Origin of the sequence: Rothia sp. 27098_8_161, assembly GCF_041432905.1 — a bacterium.
In the GTDB taxonomy this organism is placed as follows: domain Bacteria; phylum Actinomycetota; class Actinomycetes; order Actinomycetales; family Micrococcaceae; genus Rothia.
This window is the reverse complement of the sequence record NZ_JAPWAL010000005.1, coordinates 105619-124886: the sequence shown is the minus strand read 5'-3', so window position 1 is coordinate 124886 and position 19268 is coordinate 105619. Positions and strand designations below refer to the sequence as shown.

The window sequence follows — 19268 nt, the reverse complement described above, 5'->3', positions numbered from 1 at the left end:
CTCAGCCCGCGGAGTTAGTGGGGCACTCTGAATCCATAGATAAAGACCCGGTGCCCACCCACCAAAATCAACCTGGAGGATGAGAAAAAACCACTAGTCAGCGCCACGCTGTGTGAAATAATTTAAGCATGACTACGACAACTCATCACGCACAGACGGCACAGCCTGCCGTCTCCGCACGAAACCTTTCCAAAACTTACGGCATCGGTGAAGCCACTGTCCATGCCCTCAACAACGTCTCCGTTGACTTTGAGCAGGGTAAGTTCACCGCAATTATGGGTCCTTCCGGTTCCGGTAAGTCCACGCTGATGCAGACCATCGCAACCCTGGACACCCCCGACCCGAACCCGGCGACCTCCATCCGTATTGGCGGTACCGAGCTCTTCGGCCTGAAGGACAACGCCCTCACCGAGTTCCGCCGCGAACACATCGGTTTCATCTTCCAGGCGTTCAACCTGGTGCCCACCCTCACCGCGGGCCAGAACATTGACCTGCCTCTGGGCCTCGCCGGTAAGAAGCCGGACCCGCAGTGGCGCGACTACCTGGTCAAGACCCTCGGCCTGGAAACCCGCCTCGACCACCGCCCCGAACAGCTCTCCGGCGGTCAGCAGCAGCGCGTCGCCATCGTGCGCGCCCTGCTCGCACGCCCCGAAGTGGTCTTCGCCGACGAACCGACCGGTAACCTCGACTCCAACTCCGGAGCCGAGGTGCTGCGTCTGCTGCGTGCAGCCGCAACCGACCACGCACAGACCATCCTCATGGTTACCCACGACGCAAATGCTGCCTCCTACGCAGACCGCGTGGTCTTCATCAAGGACGGCATGGTCGCCGGCGAAATGATCGAACCCACCTACGACGCCGTCCTTGGCGCAATGGCACAGCTGGAAGGTCGATAAGCCGTGGCAACCACATTGAACACGGTGGCGCGCTCCAATCTGCGCGCTTCCAAAGGAAAATACATCCTCACGGGCATAGGCATCGCGATCTCATCCTTCTTCATCGCCGCCATTATGATGCTCACCAACTCGCTGCAGGCGACCGTTAACTCCTCCGTGGGTGACGTGCTCTCCCGCGCCGAGGCGGTCGTCGCCTCCGCCGCCACAACCAGCGACGGTAAAGACAGCACCTCTATCTACCTGACTCGTGACCAGATTCAGAAAGTAGAAAAGAGCGATCTGCTCTCCGGCTACTGGGTACAGTACGCTGTCACGGGTTCGATCGGTACCGGCGACCAGAAAACTCCCGTGCAGTACAACCAGCTGCCCGCCGACTCGAGCCTCTTTCCGTACAAGGTACAGGGCAAAATCCCCAGTAGCGACCACGAAATCATGGTCTCTACCTACTTCGCGAAGAAGCACAACCTCTCGCTGAACGGCAAGGTCACCAGCACCGACGTTGTAGAATCCGTCAGCGCCCCCGGTACTGACAAGACCGCCGAATACACCGTCGTCGGTCTGTTCGACCCCGGTTTTGAAGGCTCCACCACCAACCAGGCTGTCTTCATTGGCGGCACCAGCCTCGGCGAAGCCACCCTGAAAGCAGCCGAGACAGAAAACAGTAGCTCGGCGGCAGGCTACCGTAGCATGGCTGGCGCGAACCTCATCTACCTCAAGTTCAAGGACGGCGTAACCGACGCCAAACTCAAGAGCCTGCAGGACTCCCTCAGCAGCGGCGACACTAAGAACGACCCGCGCGTTATGACCGGTCAGAAGCTGCTGGAAGACTTCCAGAAGAGCATCTCTGAGGTTTTCACCTCCATTAGCGTGGTCCTGGGTGCCTTCGCGGCACTGGCTCTGTTGGTTTCCTCCTTCGTCATCTCCAACACCTTCGCGGTGCTGGTTGGCCAGCGCATTCGTGAACTGGCTCTGCTGCGTACCCTCGGTGCCCGCGGCGGCTCTCTCGTACGGATGCTACTCGTCGAATCCATTACCGTGGGCGTGGTGTTCTCCCTCATCGGTGCGCTGCTGACCTACCCGGTTGGCGCGCTTGTTGGTGCAAACCTCACCACCATCATGATCTCCTACTCGATCACCCCGATTCTGGTGAGTGTGCTCCTCTGCACCATCGTGACGGTTCTGGCGTCACTCTCCCCGGCACGAAGCGCCCTGCGCATCTCGCCCATTAGCGCAATGAGCGAACACACTAACCGCGAAGTCAGCAAGCCCGGCAAGATCGGCCCCATCATCGGTGCCCTCTTCGCCATCGGCGGCGTGGTCGCTGTTGTGGCTGCACTCGATAAGGCAACCAGCACCGAACGTGACGGTAACTCCGCGATCTTCCTCGGCATGCTCGCCGCACTGCTGCTCGGTATTGCGGTCTTCCTCATCACCCCGCTGGTACTACCTCCGCTGGTACGGGCCCTCGGCACGGTTACCCGCACCCAGACCGGTAAGCTTGCGCTCGCCAACGCGCTGCGTTCACCCAAGCGTACCGTCTCCACCGGCCGCGCCGTGCTGGTGGGCACCCTGGTGGTGTCGATTGTGCTGACTGGCTACACGGTTCTGAGCGCATCGTTCGTCAAGGCACTGGATCAGCAGTACCCGATTTCTGCGCAGGCGAACTACAGCTCGTACGACCAGTCTGAGGCTGCCTCCACGGTGACCAAGGCGGAGGATATCGCCTCCAAGGTCAAGGGTATTAAGAACGTTCAGGCATCCGCTGTTGGTTACGCAGCCGGTGTGGTTGACTACACCGTCGAGTACGAGGGCCAGACCGCCAACCAGAATTCCGATCTGGTGGCGCTAAGCTCCTCCGATCTGAATGCAATCCTGCCCGACGAAAACTCGAACCTTGCTGACGACACCGTGCTCGTGCCGCAGGGGCTCTGGAAGTCCGCTGGATTGAATGAGTCCAGCCGTCTGAAGGCGCGCGGCCCGCTCGGCGAAGTGGAACTCAAGCCCGTCAAGTCCGCAACCAAACAGAACCTGCTGATTGTCAACCCTGCCACCGCCGCTAAACTACAGGATGCCAAGAACCCGCAGGTAGTTGCTAACCCCGCCGCTGAGGAAGCTCAGAAGCGCCTGGAAGAAGCAATCGCGAGCGGTGACCAGGAAGCTCAGACAAAGGCATCACATCTGACCGTCACCAGCCAGGCACGCGGTAACGACACCGTCATTCTGGTGCGTGCGGTATCCCCGCTGACCAGTAGCGAGAACGTGACCCTGCAGACTGAACTGAACCGTGCCAGCCCTGACAGCTCCTTCACCGGTGGCTTGCAGGAACGCCAGACGTTTGACCAGCTGCTGACCGTCATGCTGACCTTCACCCTGGTGATGCTCATGCTCGCAGTGGTTATCTCCATCATTGGTGTGGCGAACACGATGACCCTGTCGGTCAACGAACGCCGCCGTGAGAATGCGATGCTCCGCTCGCTGGGTCTGTCCCGCAAGCAGCTGCGCCGCATGATCTCCATTGAGGCGATTCTGATTACGCTCGCCGCAGTGGTGCTCGGCATGATTGCCGGTACGGTCATCGGTGCGGTCTCCGCGAAGATTGTGATGGCTGCCGTAAGCTCCAGCGCCCCGCTCGTGCTTGACCTGCCGTACATCTGGTACGTGGTCATCCTCATTGTGGGTGTACTCGCCGCGATGCTCGCTTCGGCGCTGCCTGCGGCTCGTTCGGCTCGCATGTCCCCGGTTGAGGGTATGCGCGGCTAACCCGGCATAGTCACAGTACCCGGCAAACCCGGATACTCAGCGTGAGATAGTAAAGCCCCGGAGGGTACCTCGATTAGGAGGCGCCCGCCGGGGCTTTACTGTGCTCTCAGGCTCTTGGAGCAGACCTGTAGCCTGGCTTTGCGCGTATGATGGGTGTATGAGCACTAGCCACCCCAATCTGCGTCGCGGGTACACGCTACCCCATGAAGCGGAGGTTCTTCAGATCCTCCGTGATGCCGGTGTGCGCCGTGCCCGACTCTTCGGCAGCGCTGCCCGCGGTGAGCTGACCGAAACCAGCGACCTGGATTTTCTGGTGCAGATGCCGGGTGTAGCCCCTTTTGATGAGTTCATGCAGATGGTGGATGCTCAGCACCGCATTGAACAACTGACCGGCCGTAGCGTTGATATGGCTACCCAATTGCGCCCCGGCATCTATGCGGAAGCAGAACCGGACATGGTGGAGCTGCCGCTATGAAAAGCTCGCTTGATGACTTCTCTCTGATTCTTGAGTCAGCTCAGCGTATCTACGCTTTTACGCCCGAGCGATATGAAGACCTGATAGACGGCTCAAACGGGGTGGTCCAGGACGCGCTCTGCATGCGCTTTCAGGTCATTGGCGAAACCCTCAATAGAATTCGTTCAAAATACCCAGAAGATTATGAACGGTATGAACGGGCTGAGTGGCAGTACCTCATTGCTATTCGTAACATCATTTCTCACAGCTATGTGAGTGTTGATTTTGCTGTCCCATGGGACGTCGCCCGGAATAAGTTGCCTGAGCTGATGAGCGACTTTGAACGAATCATCGACGCGATACAAGAAATCACCTAACTAATAGAGCCCCGGAGGGTGCCTCGATTAGGAGGCGCCCGCCGGGGCTTTGCTGTGTCCTCTAGCTTGCCGTGCTCTCTAGCCTGCCGTATTCCTATATATTAGGGAACGGCTACTGGGCAATACCCGCCTCATACGCCATAATGACCGCCTGCACACGATCACGCGCACCCAGCTTCGCCAACACATGCGACACATGCGTCTTCACCGTCGCTTCCGAAAGTACCAACTCCCGCGTAATCTCCGCATTCGATAAGCCGCGCGCAATCAGACCCAGCACCTCAAACTCACGCGGTGACAACTGTTCAATCAACTCGCGATGCGGATAATCAGCAACAGGCTCAAAGCTCGTAGAATCAGCCGGAATAAACGTCGCCTTAGGAATCTCAGGACCAGCAGCCGGGGGAGTAGCCTGCACAGACTCGGCGGCAGGAACAACAGACTCGGTAACAGGAGCGGCAGGATCGGGAGAATCCAGCACCGGAATCATCTGCTCCAATAGACGGCGAGTCGCAGACGGCGCAATCACCGCATCGCCGCGGTGCACCGTACGAATCGCCTCCAGCAGCTGCTCCGGCGGAGTATCCTTCAACAAAAAACCGCTCGCCCCGGCACGCACCGCCGAATACACGTACTCATCAATATCGAAAGTCGTGAGCATAATAATGCGCACCCGCTCATCCTCGGACACTTCACGCTGGGTGTCACGCTCCAGAATGCGGCGCGCCGCCTCTAGCCCGTCGCAGTGCGGCATGCGCACATCCATGAGGATGACCTGCGGTGCCTGCCCCTCAGAGACCATACGGTCAAAAACGTCAATAGCTGCCAGGCCGTCATCAGCTTCCATGACGACCTGCAGGTCCGGCTGGGAGTTGACGAGCATGCTCAGACCGCCGCGCACCAGGCGCTGGTCGTCAACGAGCATCACGCGGATCGGCTGGGCGTTCTGCGGTACGGAAGAGTACATAGTTTCAATCCTAGTCACAGTGGTGGGGTAGAGGAATAAGAGGAGCGAACAGGGTATAGAGGTATTAGAGGTTGCGGTAGGGGAGCGTTGCCTCAACGAGCCAGCCGCCATCGGGTTGCAGACCGTAGGTGAGGGTGCCGTGGTAGAGGGCGATGCGCTCGCTCATGCCGCGCAGACCGTTACCGCTACCGGGTACCGGGCTGCTGGTGTGCTGATTCGAGGCTGAGGTCGAGACAGAGGAAACAGCAGAAACCGGGTCGTTCTGCACCCGCATGTGCAGACCGTCCTCACCCCAGTGAATAGTGACGGCGGTTGCCGCGCCGGGGGAGTGCTTGAGCGCGTTGGTGAGCGCCTCCTGCACGGTTCGGTACGCCGCCAGCTCGGCACCCTGCGGCAGGGTGCGCGCCATGGTGCCGGTGATTCCGGTGAAAGTGACGGGTAGCCCGGCGCGGCGGCTCTGCTCCACGAGGGCGGGTACATTGCTGAGGGTGGGCACGGGCACGTAGGAGGTTGCCTCGTCTGTGCGCAGTAGCCCGAGTAGGGAACGCATCTGGGTGAGGGAGTCGCGTGCCGTATCTGCGATGAGTTCGAGGGTCTGCTCCGCAATGTCCGGTGCGCTCTGCAGCTGAGCTTGACCGGGCTGCTCAACCTGCTCTTCCAGTTGCGTTTGCTGTGCGCGTGCGGTGCGGGCGCTTGCGGCGGCGTAGCGTGCCCCATCCGCCTGAGAAATAATGCTGGACAGTGAGTGTGCCACAATATCGTGCATTTCGCGGGCAATGCGGGTGCGTTCGTCCTGTGCGGCGAGGCGGCGTTCCTGTTCCTGCTCGTATTCGAGGCGGCGGGCGCGTTCTTCGAATTCTTCGCTGCGCAGTTCGCGCATGCGGCGGGAGTCGCCGAGGAACCAGAAGACGGTGAAGATAGATCCGCAGAGTACGCCGAGCATCAGGGAGATGAAGATGCGGGCGGGTATGTCGTCCCAGTGGTAGAGGAGTGAGAGTAAGGTCTGTACGGTGACGGCGAGTGCGCCGACCCAGCCGAGAATGAGGGAGCGGAAGCGGGCGCGGCGGGCCCAGTGCCTGCCGGTGTGGTATGCGGCGAGGCTGACCGGCGGGTAGCAGGTGATGGCGAGTGAGTTGGGGAAGGGAGACAGGAGGGTGATGCAGAGCGCCGCGATGACCACGTAGATGCTTCCGTAGGGGAAGCGGTAGCGGAAGTAGAGTGCGGTGGTGCTGCAGACCGCGGAGATGACCGGGATCCAGCCGTAGCTGTTGATGAAGGCAGTGGAGAGCACGCAGCAGAATAACTGCATGTGTGCGACGACGATGACGTTCATCCAGCCACGTTTGTCTCTGAGGTAGCTTTGCACGCGGCTGGAGGCAGTGATTGCGTCAGCGGGCAGGTCGTTGCTTTCTGAGATGCCGCGGGTATGCGTTACGGCGTAGCCGGGTTCGGCTGTTGCTGTGCTGTGTTGTGGGTTCTGCTGGGATTCGGTGTACTTGAGGGGCATATTTCCAGTGTATCGAGGTGGTGTAGCTTACCTGGCGTCCGAGCCCTGCATTGATAGCACAGCGATTTGGCAGACTCGCCCCGCAACCGGCGGTATGGACTACGGCAACGGCGGCGTCGGTGGCGAGCAGCCCCTGCTGTACAGCAAGGGCTAACATCTACGGTGTTCTGAGCTTTACCAGCAGAACAAGCAGGAGCCCTTCAGCTCCTCCACCGCTGGCGATAAGGGTGGCTCCGGCTTCGCACAGTTCGGTGGTGCTGGTGGCTCCTACGTGGCTCCCGGTGTTTTCCGGCGGTACTATCGAGTCCGCAGGCAACGCTCCGACCGCTCGTGGCGCACGTGGTAACGGCTACGTCAAGGTCTCCCTCTGCAAGCGCACCGCGTAATTGCATAGACCCTTAGGGCTCTCACACTGAGTGAGAAATCATAACGATATTCCCCGGCTGATTATTCAGTCGAGGAATATCGTTTTAACCGGTGGGATCTGAACGCCACAAAATCCAGAACCCCCAGAATTCAGGAGGTGTTGCCGGGCAGGGATAGGGATTAGCCCAGAGTCTGAGACCCCGCCCGTACACTCTACCGCCCACCCGCGGCGCGTATTACGGTAGAGGCATGACTGAAGCACGTAGCATCGACCTCGCCGTTATCCCCGGTGACGGCATCGGCCCCGAAATCATTACCGAAGCCCAGCGCATCCTCGCCCGCGCCTGCGAGCTCGAAAATATCACCGTGACCCCCACCCACTACAAGCTCGGTGCTGAGCACTGGCTGGAAACTGGTGAAACTCTGCCCGACTCCACCATGGACGCCCTCAAGCAGCACGACGCGATCCTCTTTGGTGCCATCGGTGCAGACCCGCGCAGCGGCAAGATTCCCTCCGGTCTCATCGAACGCGAAATGCTCCTGAAGCTGCGCTTCGCCTTTGACCACTACATCAACCTGCGCCCCTCCCGCCTGTACCCCGGTGCAGTTTCTCCGCTTGACAACCCCGGAAACATCGACTTCGTCGTCGTGCGTGAAGGCACTGAAGGGCCCTACATCGGCAACGGCGGCGTTATCCGCGGCGGCACCCCCCACGAAATCGCCACCGAAGTCTCCCTTAACACCGCACACGGTGTGGAGCGCCTAGTGCGCTACGCCTTCGAGCTGGCTTCCACCCGCCGCAAGAAGGTCACCCTCGTGCACAAGACCAACGTGCTCACCCACGCAGGCCGCCTCTACAACCGCTACTTCACCGAAATCGCGGCTGAATTCCCCGAGGTTGAGACCGACTACCTGCATATTGACGCCACCACCATCTTCATGGTCACCGACCCTGCCCGATTCGACGTGATTGTCACCGATAACCTCTTCGGCGACATCATAACTGACCTCGCCGGTGCAGTGACCGGTGGTATCGGCTACGCGGCAAGCGGCAATATTAACGCCGTCGGCGAGTTTCCCTCCATGTTCGAGCCCGTACACGGCTCCGCACCGGATATCGCCCGCCAGAACAAAGCAAACCCCACCGCCGCAATCCTCGCCGGCGCGATGCTGCTGCGTCACCTTGGTCACGATGCTGCCGCAGCCCGCATTGAGGACGCTGTCGAAGCAGATATGCGCGAAAACGGCGCGAGCATGCGCGGAACCGATCAGGTCGGTGCAGACGTGCTCGCACGCCTCGGTTAAAATCCACGCGGCTAAAACTTATCAGCCGTAGCAGCTGAATGCGAAACACCCGTGAAGCCCGGAAGGAACATACCTTCCGGGCTTCACCTGTTCATATCCTGAATGGGAGAAAAGGCGCACATGCGGCAAACGCATCTTTCCGGTACTCTAAAACAGGTCAGGCACACCCGCCCGGCACCTCGGCGGTGGACACCATCCACCACTAGCTTTGATGCATCCGACTAGCACAGACCGCTAGATGCACCATCTGCCCCGTACGACAACGCGCCCGGCGGCACACACTGGTCCCTCGCCCCGCCGCGAGAACCGCCACTCAAAGAACGCCCACAGAGGCAACTAGACGAAGAGGAACGCAGAACGATGGCCATCGAATTCAGCCACGAAGCAAACCAGTCACCAGCCACCGCCGAACGCCGCACTGAAATCCTTGCAAACCCCGGCTTCGGCGACTACTTCAGCGACCACATGGTCACCATCGACTGGGAAGGCGACTACAAGACCGGCGGTACCTGGTACGACGCACGAGTTCATCCCTACGGCCCGCTCGCCCTTGACCCCGCAGCATCCGTCTTCCACTACGGTCAGGAAATCTTCGAAGGCATTAAGGGCTACCGCCACGCTGACGGCTCCGTATGGACCTTCCGTCCCGAGAAGAATGCGGCACGTTTCGCGAACTCCGCACGCCGCCTCTCCCTGCCCGAACTGCCCGAAGAACTGTTCATCAAATCCCTGCGTGAACTCGTGAAGGTCGACGAAAACTGGGTACCCACCGGCGACGGTGAAGCCTTCTACTTCCGACCCTTCATGATCGCAACCGAAGCGTACCTCGGCGTGCGCCCTGCAAAGCACGTGCAGTACCACGTCATCGGCTCGCCCGCAGGTAACTACTTTGGCACCCCCGAACCCGTAGACATCTGGCTCTCCACCACTTACGCCCGCGCAGGCGAAGGCGGCACCGGTGCGGCAAAATGCGGCGGTAACTACGCAGCATCCATGATTGCCCAGACCGAAGGCGAAAAACACGGCTGCAAGCAGGTCATCTTCAAGGACCCACACCGCGGCGACGCCATCGAAGAGCTCGGCGGCATGAACGTCTTCTTCGTCTTCGGCAAGGAAAACAAGATCGTCACCCCCGAACTGACCGGCACCATCCTCGAAGGCGTGACCCGCTCCTCGCTGATTCAGCTCGCCAAGGACCGCGGCATGACCGTCGAAGAGCGCGCCATCACCCTCACCGAATGGCGTGAAGGCGTGGCAAACGGCGACATCACCGAAATCTTCGCCTGCGGCACAGCGGCAGTGGTCGCCCCCATCGGCAAGCTCAAGGCTGAAGACTTCGAAATCCCGGCACCCACCGAGCACTTCGGCGAAATCTCCAAGAGCCTGCGCGAAGAGCTCGTCGGTATTCAGCTGGGCACCGTTGAGGACCGCCACGGCTGGATGACCCGCCTCATCTAAACGTTCAACAAACGTAACCCGCGAAATCCCCGCAGGATGCCCCGCCCGACCCCGCACGTCGCGCGGCGAGTAGCCCGCGGGGATTCGCTGTACCCGGTAAATGCTGTGCCCGGTCAATAGTGCGTGCGGCGTTGCTACCCCGAAGATAGGGGAGGGGAGGCGAACCCCACCGCCGCCCCGCCTCGCTCAGACCCCACCCGCCGCCCCGCCCTCGAAGGCTGGTACCCTAGAAGGTATGCGTATTGCACGATTTACCGTAAATAATGAGCTCCACTTCGGGCTGGTAGAAGGCGATGCAGGCGAAGAAACCCTGCGCGTGCTCGCCGGAGACCCCTTCTACTCGGGTATCGAACCGACCGGCACCACCTACCGCATCGACCAGGTGCGCCTGCTCGCCCCGATCATCCCCCGATCCAAGGTGATTGGAGCGATCGCAAACTGGGCAGGAACCGAAGCACCTGCCTCCCCGCAGTTCTTTCTCAAGCCCAACACCACCGTCATTGGTCCCGGTGACCCCGTGACCCTGCCCGAGTATTCCGAAGCTGTCAGCGCAGAAGGTGAACTCGCCGTCATTATCGGTCGTATCGCCAAGTCTGTGCCTCTTGAGCGCGTGCACGAAGTCATCTTCGGCTACACCGTAGCCAACGACCTCACCGCCCGAGACCTGCTCGAAGACCGCCAGTGGACCCGCGCCAAGGGCTTCGACGGCTCCACCCCGCTCGGCCCCTGGATCGAAACCGACCTGGACACCGACTCGCTGAATATTACCACCTGGGTTGACGGCGACGTCGTGCAGGAAGGCAACACCTCCGAAATGCACTACTCTGTAGCCGAACAGGTTGCCGCAGCCTCCGAAATCTTCACCCTGCTGCCCGGCGACGTACTGCTCACCGGCACCCCCGCCGGCATCAGCGTACTGCGCGACGGCAACGAAATAGAGGTCGAAGTCGAAGGCATCGGCTCTCTCGTCACCCGCGTGCGCGACTAAGCTGACCGCGCCCAACAACGTAACGTACATCCTGAAACACACCGTTAAGGAGACATCATGACCGAATACCACGGTCCCGTACTCAACAGCCCCGCAGACACCCGCGTCCGCTTCTGCCCCTCGCCCACCGGCACCCCGCACGTGGGCATGGTCCGTACCGCCCTCTTCAACTGGGCGTACGCGCGCCACACCGGCGGCAAGCTGATCTTCCGCATCGAAGACACCGACGCGGCACGTGATTCCGAAGAGTCGTTCAACCAGGTGCTCGAATCCCTGCACTGGCTCGGCATCAACTGGGATGAAGGCGTTGGCGTCGGCGGCCCCCACGAGCCCTACCGCCAGTCCGAGCGTAAGACCGCAGGCATCTACAACGAGATCTTCGCAAAGCTCGTTGAAGGCGGCTACGTGTACGAAGACTTCTCCACCCCCGACGAGGTGAAGGAACGCCGCAAGGCAGCCGGTCAGGACCCACAGCTCGGCTACGACAACTACGACCGCAACCTCACCGAAGAGCAGAAGGAAGGCTACCGCGCAGAAGGCCGCAAGCCCGTGTGGCGTCTGCGCATGCCCGATGAGGATATCACCTTCAAGGACCTCGTTCGCGGCGAAATCACCTTCAAGGCAGGCACCGTACCCGACTACGTGGTCGTCCGCTCCAACGGCGACCCGCTGTACACCTTCGTGAACCCCGTCGACGACGCACTCATGGGCATCACCCACGTGCTGCGTGGCGAAGACCTGCTCTCCTCTACCCCGCGCCAGATCGCGCTATACCGCGCGCTCATCGACACCGGCGTGACCAGCTTCATCCCCGAATTCGGCCACCTGCCCTACGTCATGGGCCAGGGTAACAAGAAGCTCTCCAAGCGTGACCCCGAGTCGAACCTCTTCCTGCTGCGCGACTCCGGCTTCATCAAGGAAGGCCTGCTGAACTACCTGTCGCTGCTGGGCTGGTCCCTCTCCGCAGACCAGGACGTCTTCAGCATCGACGAGCTCGTCGAGCACTTCGACGTACACGACGTTGTTGCCAACCCCGCACGCTTCGATGTGAAGAAGGCAGAGTCTATCAACGGCGATCACATCCGTGCGCTCGATCCCAAGGACTTCCGCGACCGACTCATCCCGTATCTGCAGGCCGCAGGCGTACTCGGCGAAACCCTCACTGAGCGTGAAGAGCAGGTCCTCACCGAAGCTGCCCCCCTCGTTCAGGAGCGTATGCAGCTGCTTGGCGAAGCACCCGGCCTGCTCGCATTCCTCTTTAAAGCTGACGAAGAAATCAGCACCGCAGACGATGCACGCAAGCAGCTCAAGGAATCCGCACCGCAGGTTCTTGCCGCCGCTATCGAGGCTCTGGAGCCCCTCGAGGACTTCACCGCAGCCAACATTGAGGGAGCCCTGCGCGCCGCAATCGTCGACGGCCTGGCAATCAAGCCACGCCTCGCATTCGGCCCCGTGCGTATCGCAGTGTCCGGTGAGCGCATCTCCCCGCCTTTGTTCGAATCCATGGAAATCCTGGGCAAGGAATCCTCCCTCGCACGCCTGCGCAAGCTTGCCGCTGAACTGAGCTAACCATGAAACAGCCGATCATGGGGAAGGCGCTGCTGAAGGGCTCCATCATGGCGCTCACCAACGCCTGCATTATCTGGCTGTTCGCCTATATTGCTGGCTTTGACCGCTCCGTGTGGATGGTCGTCATCATTATTGCCGCTGCGGCGCTCGCCTACGTGACCGCATTCCTGGAGGCACGCGCCATGCAGAACGCGGTTCACGGCGGCGACGTAAGCACCTCCTCGTCTGTTGTTGATTCTTCGGACCCTTCGGACGAAGAAGAGGAAGAGAGCGACGACTTCGTGGACCCGGGCCCCGACCCGGAGGCGGGCGACTTCGACGCTGGAAGCTCCAGTAGCTCCGACTACTCTGGCGGAGGCGACTCCGGTGGAGGCAGCGACTAAGCTCTAGCTACTCTTGATGCAGCTACTCTCTGCGTAGCTACATGGCGTAGTTACTCATGGCGCGCGCTCGCAGGCACCTCAGGTGTGTGTGGCGCGTACTGTGAGAGCCCGGCGAGAACCCACGTTTCAAGAGAATCCCCTTATCCAGCGGGAATCAGAGGACCGAAAAGTCTGAAGAAACCCGGTGGATAAGGGGATTTTTTATAAATTTGAGAATATTTTTTGTGATGGGTATTTCCTGCAAGACTGCTAGTCAGTATATTTTATGGGGGTTAATCTGGTTCTATCTGGGGGAGTGCGGCAAGAATTTAGTTTGCGTACCCCAGTAAAGACTCGTATAGTAGTACCTGTTGTTGCGACGAACTGAAAAGTTCAAAGCGAAAACATGCGGTTGTAGCTCAGTTGGTAGAGCACCACCTTGCCAAGGTGGATGTCGCGAGTTCAAGTCTCGTCAACCGCTCCACTGAAGCCCCGAGGTTCGCCTCGGGGCTTTTTCGTTGTCTCTGGGTTTTGTTGTCTGCAGAAGTTTTAGCTTTTGAAGGCGTGGGTTGGGAGTGAGATAGAGGTCTTGTGATCTTCTCGAGGTGACTGCTTGGGTGAGCTGACTGTCTGGCTATCTGATTTTCTGCCTGACTGACTGTTCGAATACCCGGCTGTCGGGAGGTGGTGCAGAAAGAAAAAATCTTCAAAAAAATTTGAGATGCAAAATGTGCGGGGGAGAGACTAAAGCTGCTCTCTGAGCTCCCTTGAAGCTGCTTTGAGGGGTGAAAAGTGGCCCCAAAACCTTCTTTTTGAAGAAATTTAAAAAACTTTTTAGCCCTAAAAACCCCGGAAATACGCGGAATTGGCGGGTGTAAAGCCGTGAATGTGAGACGTCTCTCCAGGTTTCGGCTTGCACGCCTCCTGAAAGACCCGTATAGTTATTACTCGTTCCGGTGAAAAGCCGAAAGGCAAGAAGCGGAACGGTAACTCAGTAGAGTAATGGGATATGGTGTAATTGGCAACACGAAGGTTTCTGGTTCCTTTGTTCTAGGTTCGAGTCCTGGTATCCCAGCTAACCTCCTAACAGAGGTTGCGGCCCCATCGTATAGCGGCCTAGTACTCCGCCCTCTCACGGCGGCAACACCGGTTCAAATCCGGTTGGGGTCACCACTAGGAAATAAGCCCTCAGTCTTCTGACTGGGGGCTTATTTATTTATTCGGCGAAACTGGTTTTAGATTCTACGGTGCCGCCGTGTACTCATCGAAACTCAAGTGGCTTCTCGGCGGGGAGCAACACAGGAATAAAAAAGGGGGTGGCGCGCAAAATTTGACCTTCATGCCAAGCCCCGGTATAGTCTTATCCGTAAGCGTGATTGGCGCAGTGGTAGCGCGCTTCGTTCACACCGAAGAGGTCACTGGTTCGAACCCAGTATCACGCACCAATAACCCCCGTTTCAAGGAACGGGGGTTTTATTATGCCCACCGGTATTTGTGCCCACAAACAGTACAAACTCAGCCGCGGACACAACCACCCGAGAATGAGGTACCCCGTGACAACACCCGAACTCGCCGCAGCCACCGACTACGGACGCATGTACGCACGCGTCCGCGGAGGAGAACCCCTCGTCCCCTCCATCACCACTGTCATCGGGCAGCACACCAGCGATCTCAGTGGCTGGCACGGGTATATGGCAGCCAAAGCCGCCCTCGAAGACCAGCGCGCATACCGCGCCACCGGATCCCACGGCCTCAAATTCGCCATCATCCGCGACGCAGCCAGCGCCTCCGAACGATACCGCGACGCAGCTGCTGCCCGAGGCGACCGCGTCCACAACTACGCCGAAGCAGTCGCCCTACGCACCATGGGACGCGAACACAACTTCGATGAAAGCCGTGAACAGCTCATCATCAACGGGGAACAAGCCTACGCTGACCGCTTCGACGAATGGTGGGAAGCCTTCAAGCCCCGACCCCTCGCTGCCGAAGTTACCATCTGGAACGAAACCGTCGGCTACGCGGGCACCCTCGACCTCGTCGCAGAGATCGCAGGTCGAACCTGCATTATCGACTACAAAACCAAGGGCACCGACAAACGCGGTCGCGTCAAAGCACTTGACGAAAAAGTCGTTATGCAACTCGTCGCCGGACTCAAAGCCGAAGAATCCCTCCTCGACCCCGACGAAGGCACCTGGGAACCCTGGAAATACGGCGACGCACCCGTCCTCATGGGCGTGGCACTCGGCGAAACGCAGGTGTTGCCGCAGCAGGCAAACCCCGCCGTACTCGAACGCAACTGGTACAAGTTCTGCGCCCTGCGCCGGGTCTGGGAATTCGATCGCCAGGTTCAAGAATTTGAAGACCCCGCGCTCATGCCCGTAGTACCTCCGCCCGCGGCATAGATCAGTACCTCCGCCCGCGGCATAGATCAGTACCCCCGCCTGCGGTATAGGGGAGAGGCTGTAACCCCCGGGAGGTGAGGCTCAGTCCTCACTCCAATGCCTCGATTCGTTCTAGATTCGCGCTACTGAATCGGCGACAATAGAACAATAGGCAGAACGGCACGCTCCCACTGGGAAAAACCTGCTGGGAAAACCGTCAGCGCAGTTCTGCCACCATTTTGAAATCCGTAAGCACATTCCCGGCACCCGCCGGCAAAGGAGAATCATGACCATCCTGAGCATCCGCACCGTAGGCGACCCTGTGCTACGCAGCGTCTGTGACCCCATCACCGTCTTCGACGACGACCTGGCACGACTCATCGACGACATGCTAGAAACCATGTACGACGTGGGTGGCGTGGGCCTTGCTGGCCCGCAGGTTGGCATCTCCAAGCAGATTTTCACCTTCGGAGGCATTGACGACCGCGAGGGCTACATCATCAACCCCGTGCTTGAGGTCGGCGAAGAAAATCAGGAAGGTGGCGAAGGTTGTCTGTCCGTGCCCGGTCAGAAATCCGCGACCCCACGCAAGAACTGGGCGCGCGTGACCGGCGTGGACCGACACGGTGAACCCCTCGTGCTGGAGGGGGAGGGCCTGTTCGCGCGCATGCTGCAGCACGAGACTGACCACCTGCATGGCAAGCTCTTCATCGACCGTCTCGTGGGTGAAGACCGGCAGCGCGTGATGCGTGCCCTGCGCGCCGCAGACTACAACACGGTCGCAGCTAAGACCGTGACCGAGCGTGCAACCCGCGTGGGCGGTGCCTTCGGTGGTGGTGGCGCCTTCGGTGCCGGTTCCTCCCTCGGTAGCTTCGGAAAGTAGGCTCACATGCTCAACATTATTTACGCAGGCACTCCAGATGTTGCCGTGCCCCCGCTCGACTACCTGGCGAACTCCGATAAGGTGCGCGTGGTCGGCGTGCTCACCCGCGAAGACGCCCCCGTGGGCCGCAAGCGCGTGCTCACCCCCTCCCCGGTGGCACAGCGTGCCGAAGAGCTCGGTCTGCCCATCGTGAAAGCAAATCGTTGGAACGACGAAGCCGCCGCGGCCATTGCCGAACTGAACGCTGACGCAGCCGCCGTGGTTGCCTACGGTGCCCTGCTGCCGCTGCCCGCGCTCGAATCCCTGCGCTACGGTTGGGTCAACCTGCACTTCTCCAAGCTACCCGCATGGCGCGGTGCCGCCCCCGTACAGCGCGCTCTCATCGCCGGTGAGCAGGAAATTTTCTCCACCACCTTCCTGCTTGAAGAAGGCCTGGACACCGGCCCAACCTTCGAACAGGAATCCACACCCGTAGCCGCCGACGACACCGCAGGCACCGTGCTGATGCGCCTCGCCACCAGCGGTGGCGCACTGCTTGAACGCACCTTCGAACGCCTCGAAGCGGGCGAGAGCGGCACCGTGCAGGTCGAGGACGAGTCGGTCAGCTACGCCTCCAAGATGAGCATTGCCGACGGCCGCCTCACCTGGACCGAACCCGCCGAGCAGATCCTGGCACGCTTCCGCGGCGTGACCCCCGAGCCCGGCGCATGGTGCGAACTGGGAGAAAACCGCTTCAAGATCGGTGGTCTGGCGGTTGCCGACGAGCGCCTGGTACAGTCCCTGACCGAGGCGAACAGCGGCCCCCTCGCACCCGGTGCGGTGCGTCTGCACGCGAAGAAGGTACTGGTCGGCACCGGTACCGAACCGCTGATGCTGCTGCAGGTTCAGCCTGCCGGTAAGAAAATGATGGATGCGCCCGCGTGGGCTCGCGGCGCTGGCAAGGACATGGCGGAAGGCCTGGTGGTACTCGCATGAGCAACGAAAAGCGCCCCTACAAGGGTGGACACGGCAAGTCCAGTCACTCCGGTAACGGCAAGTTCAACCAGGGCAAGCCCAATCAGGGTGGCGGCCAGGGTTACGGCCAGGGTGAGGGCGGTGCGAAGCGTAAGCGTCGCCGCCGCTCCGGTGCAGGTACCGGCTCTGGTGTGAGTGAGCAGAACCGCCAGCAGTCTCAGAACTCCGAGCGTTCGCAGAATCAGCGCTCGCAGAATCACCGCTCTCAGAGCCGCCCGCAGAAGTGGGATGACAACTCCCGCCCCGAATCGCGCACCGGTCGCCGCTTTGACGGCCTGACCAGCGTCGAACGCGCCGCACGCCGCGCCAAGACCGAGCACGACGACACCAAACGCGGTGGCGGCGGCACCTCCCGGCGCAATAAGAGCGGCCACGAACGCAACCGCCGCTCTATGTCCGCCCGCGAATTCTCCGCTGCGGCACCCTCCGCACGCTCGCGTACCGCAGATACCGCACGCGCAACCGTCTTCGACGTACTGCGCTCCGTGGCGGAATCTGACGCCTACGCGAACCTCGTGCTACCCAAGGCGATTCGTAGCCACCGCCTCGACCACCGCGACGCAGGCTTCGCAACCGAGCTGACCTACGGTACGCTGCGCCACCAGGGCACCTACGACGCAATCCTCAGCCGCTGCGTAGATCGCTCCATCGAGAAGGTCGGCACCACCACCCTTATCGTGCTGCGCATGGGCGTGCACCAGTTGCTGAACATGCGCGTTCCCGCCCACGCGGCACTGAACCAGAGTGTGTCCCTGGCACGCGAAAAGATTGGTGCGGGCCCGGCAAGCTTCATCAACGCGGTGCTGCGCCGAGTCTCTGAACGCACCCCTGAAGAGTGGTACGAACTCATCATTGAGGACGCGAAAGACGACACCGAGCGCATGGCACTGCTCGCCTCGCACCCCGGCTGGATTGTGCGTTCCATGCGCCAGGCACTCGTCGCGCATGGCCGCCCCGCCTCCGAAATTGAGCAGCTGCTCGAAGCGGACAACCTCGCCCCCGTGGTCAACCTGGTTGCACTGCCCGGTCTGGGTACCCTCGACGAGGCACGCGACCAGGGCGCCGTCGACGGCGAACTGGTTGACGGGTCGGCACTGTACGCCTCCGGCGACTTAGCGCGCCTGGAATCCGTACGTGAAGGCACCGTCCGCGCCCAGGATGCCGGTTCCCAGCTGGTAGCACGCGCGCTCGCCGCAGCACCCCTGGACGGCGCCGACACCGCCTGGCTCGACCTGTGCGCAGGCCCCGGCGGTAAAGCGGCGCTGCTCGGCGCGCTCGGTATTCAGCGCGGCGCATCCCTGGTCGCCAACGAGGCGGCACCGCACCGCGCTCAGCTTGTGGAATCCTCTATGCGCCCTCTTCCCGAGGACAGCTACACGGTACTTACCGGCGACGGCCGCCAGATCCGTGAGACCCTGCGCAGGAACACCTCCGACCTGCCCGGCTCCATTGAACCCGGTCAGCTGTTCGACCGCGTCATGGTGGATGTGCCCTGCTCCGGCCTGGGTGCCCTGCGCCGCCGCCCCGAAGCACGTTGGCGCAAGTCCCCGCGCGATATTGCAGAGCTGCTGCCCCTGCAGCGTCAGCTCTTGGATGCAGCGATTGAGACGACCCGCCCCGGCGGCGTCATCGCGTACGTGACCTGTTCCCCGCACGCGGCAGAAACTCAGAACATTGTGGCTGAGGTGCTCGAAAGCGGCGCGGTCAGCCTGCTCGACTCCGCCGCCGCACTGCGTGAAGTTGCCCAGCACACTGAAGGCGCGAAAGGCGAACCCGTGAGCGTACTAGTGGGGGAGAAGGACCCCGGCCACACCCCCGAGATCAAGGTCAAGAAGGGTGCCCCGGACGTGAAGGCTTCTCAGAACCCGACCACGGCACAGCTGTGGCCGCATGTGCATGGAACCGACGCAATGTTCCTCGCCCTGCTGCGCAAGAACTAGCCGCTTCACCGCCTAGCATCATTCGCCATACGGCACGGATT

Annotated in this window: 17 protein-coding genes and 4 tRNA genes; 19 read left to right on the top strand and 2 right to left on the bottom strand. The window is 60.8% G+C overall.

Going from position 1 to position 19268, the window contains the following annotated elements:
• Window positions 1-128 precede the first annotated feature (128 nt).
• From O3648_RS03435 to O3648_RS03420, 4 genes are all read left to right on the top strand, one after another.
• On the top strand, window positions 129-896 hold the full coding sequence (locus O3648_RS03435; RefSeq protein ID WP_279740285.1) for an ABC transporter ATP-binding protein: 768 nt from the start codon (window positions 129-131) through the stop codon (window positions 894-896).
• 3 nt (window positions 897-899) lie between these two features.
• Entirely contained in the window at window positions 900-3656 is a 2757-nt protein-coding gene (locus tag O3648_RS03430; RefSeq protein ID WP_371568445.1) for an FtsX-like permease family protein, read from the top strand.
• Window positions 3657-3813: 157 nt separating this feature from the next.
• Window positions 3814-4131: a nucleotidyltransferase domain-containing protein gene (locus O3648_RS03425; RefSeq protein WP_279740281.1), complete on the top strand. Its 318-nt coding sequence runs from the start codon at window positions 3814-3816 to the stop codon at window positions 4129-4131.
• A complete protein-coding gene (locus tag O3648_RS03420) occupies window positions 4128-4487 on the top strand; it encodes a DUF86 domain-containing protein (protein WP_371568443.1) in 360 nt (119 codons plus the stop codon). Before O3648_RS03425 ends, O3648_RS03420 begins: the two co-directional genes overlap by 4 nt.
• A gap of 112 nt (window positions 4488-4599) precedes the next feature.
• Here O3648_RS03420 and O3648_RS03415 read toward each other — a convergent pair whose 3' ends face one another.
• Both O3648_RS03415 and O3648_RS03410 read right to left on the bottom strand, forming a co-directional pair.
• Window positions 4600-5454: a response regulator gene (locus tag O3648_RS03415; RefSeq protein WP_371568441.1), complete on the bottom strand. Its 855-nt coding sequence runs from the start codon at window positions 5452-5454 to the stop codon at window positions 4600-4602.
• A 64-nt stretch (window positions 5455-5518) separates the two neighbouring features.
• On the bottom strand, window positions 5519-6961 hold the full coding sequence (locus O3648_RS03410; protein WP_371568438.1) for a histidine kinase: 1443 nt from the start codon (window positions 6959-6961) through the stop codon (window positions 5519-5521).
• A 7-nt stretch (window positions 6962-6968) separates the two neighbouring features.
• Between O3648_RS03410 and O3648_RS03405 the strand changes: the two genes are divergently transcribed.
• From O3648_RS03405 to O3648_RS03335, 15 genes are all read left to right on the top strand, one after another.
• The gene (locus O3648_RS03405) at window positions 6969-7115 is read left to right on the top strand and encodes a hypothetical protein (protein ID WP_279740275.1); all 147 of its coding nucleotides are present in this window, start codon (window positions 6969-6971) and stop codon (window positions 7113-7115) included.
• A gap of 73 nt (window positions 7116-7188) precedes the next feature.
• Window positions 7189-7347: a hypothetical protein gene (locus O3648_RS03400; protein WP_279754190.1), complete on the top strand. Its 159-nt coding sequence runs from the start codon at window positions 7189-7191 to the stop codon at window positions 7345-7347.
• 229 nt (window positions 7348-7576) lie between these two features.
• Window positions 7577-8632 (top strand): 3-isopropylmalate dehydrogenase, encoded by a 1056-nt coding sequence (locus O3648_RS03395; protein ID WP_279788868.1) that lies wholly within the window; start codon window positions 7577-7579, stop codon window positions 8630-8632.
• A gap of 360 nt (window positions 8633-8992) precedes the next feature.
• On the top strand, window positions 8993-10090 hold the full coding sequence (locus tag O3648_RS03390; RefSeq protein ID WP_279790114.1) for a branched-chain amino acid aminotransferase: 1098 nt from the start codon (window positions 8993-8995) through the stop codon (window positions 10088-10090).
• Between the two features lie 235 nt (window positions 10091-10325).
• Entirely contained in the window at window positions 10326-11078 is a 753-nt protein-coding gene (locus tag O3648_RS03385; RefSeq protein WP_371568434.1) for a fumarylacetoacetate hydrolase family protein, read from the top strand.
• Between the two features lie 57 nt (window positions 11079-11135).
• Window positions 11136-12647, top strand: a complete 1512-nt coding sequence (gene gltX, locus O3648_RS03380; RefSeq protein WP_279788870.1) for a glutamate--tRNA ligase — start codon at window positions 11136-11138, stop codon at window positions 12645-12647.
• 17 nt (window positions 12648-12664) lie between these two features.
• Entirely contained in the window at window positions 12665-13030 is a 366-nt protein-coding gene (locus O3648_RS03375) for a hypothetical protein (protein ID WP_279754186.1), read from the top strand.
• 387 nt (window positions 13031-13417) lie between these two features.
• A tRNA-Gly gene (locus tag O3648_RS03370) sits at window positions 13418-13493 on the top strand.
• A gap of 519 nt (window positions 13494-14012) precedes the next feature.
• Window positions 14013-14084, top strand: a tRNA-Gln gene (locus tag O3648_RS03365).
• Between the two features lie 22 nt (window positions 14085-14106).
• Window positions 14107-14182 (top strand) — tRNA-Glu (locus O3648_RS03360).
• A gap of 197 nt (window positions 14183-14379) precedes the next feature.
• Window positions 14380-14454: transfer RNA gene (locus O3648_RS03355), tRNA-Val, on the top strand.
• A 108-nt stretch (window positions 14455-14562) separates the two neighbouring features.
• Window positions 14563-15411 (top strand): PD-(D/E)XK nuclease family protein, encoded by an 849-nt coding sequence (locus O3648_RS03350; RefSeq protein WP_279754185.1) that lies wholly within the window; start codon window positions 14563-14565, stop codon window positions 15409-15411.
• 265 nt (window positions 15412-15676) lie between these two features.
• A complete protein-coding gene (gene def, locus O3648_RS03345) occupies window positions 15677-16273 on the top strand; it encodes a peptide deformylase (protein WP_279740262.1) in 597 nt (198 codons plus the stop codon).
• A gap of 6 nt (window positions 16274-16279) precedes the next feature.
• The gene (fmt, locus tag O3648_RS03340; protein ID WP_279740260.1) at window positions 16280-17248 is read left to right on the top strand and encodes a methionyl-tRNA formyltransferase; all 969 of its coding nucleotides are present in this window, start codon (window positions 16280-16282) and stop codon (window positions 17246-17248) included.
• A complete protein-coding gene (locus tag O3648_RS03335; protein ID WP_371568431.1) occupies window positions 17245-19227 on the top strand; it encodes a transcription antitermination factor NusB in 1983 nt (660 codons plus the stop codon). Before fmt ends, O3648_RS03335 begins: the two co-directional genes overlap by 4 nt.
• Window positions 19228-19268: the final 41 nt, after the last annotated feature.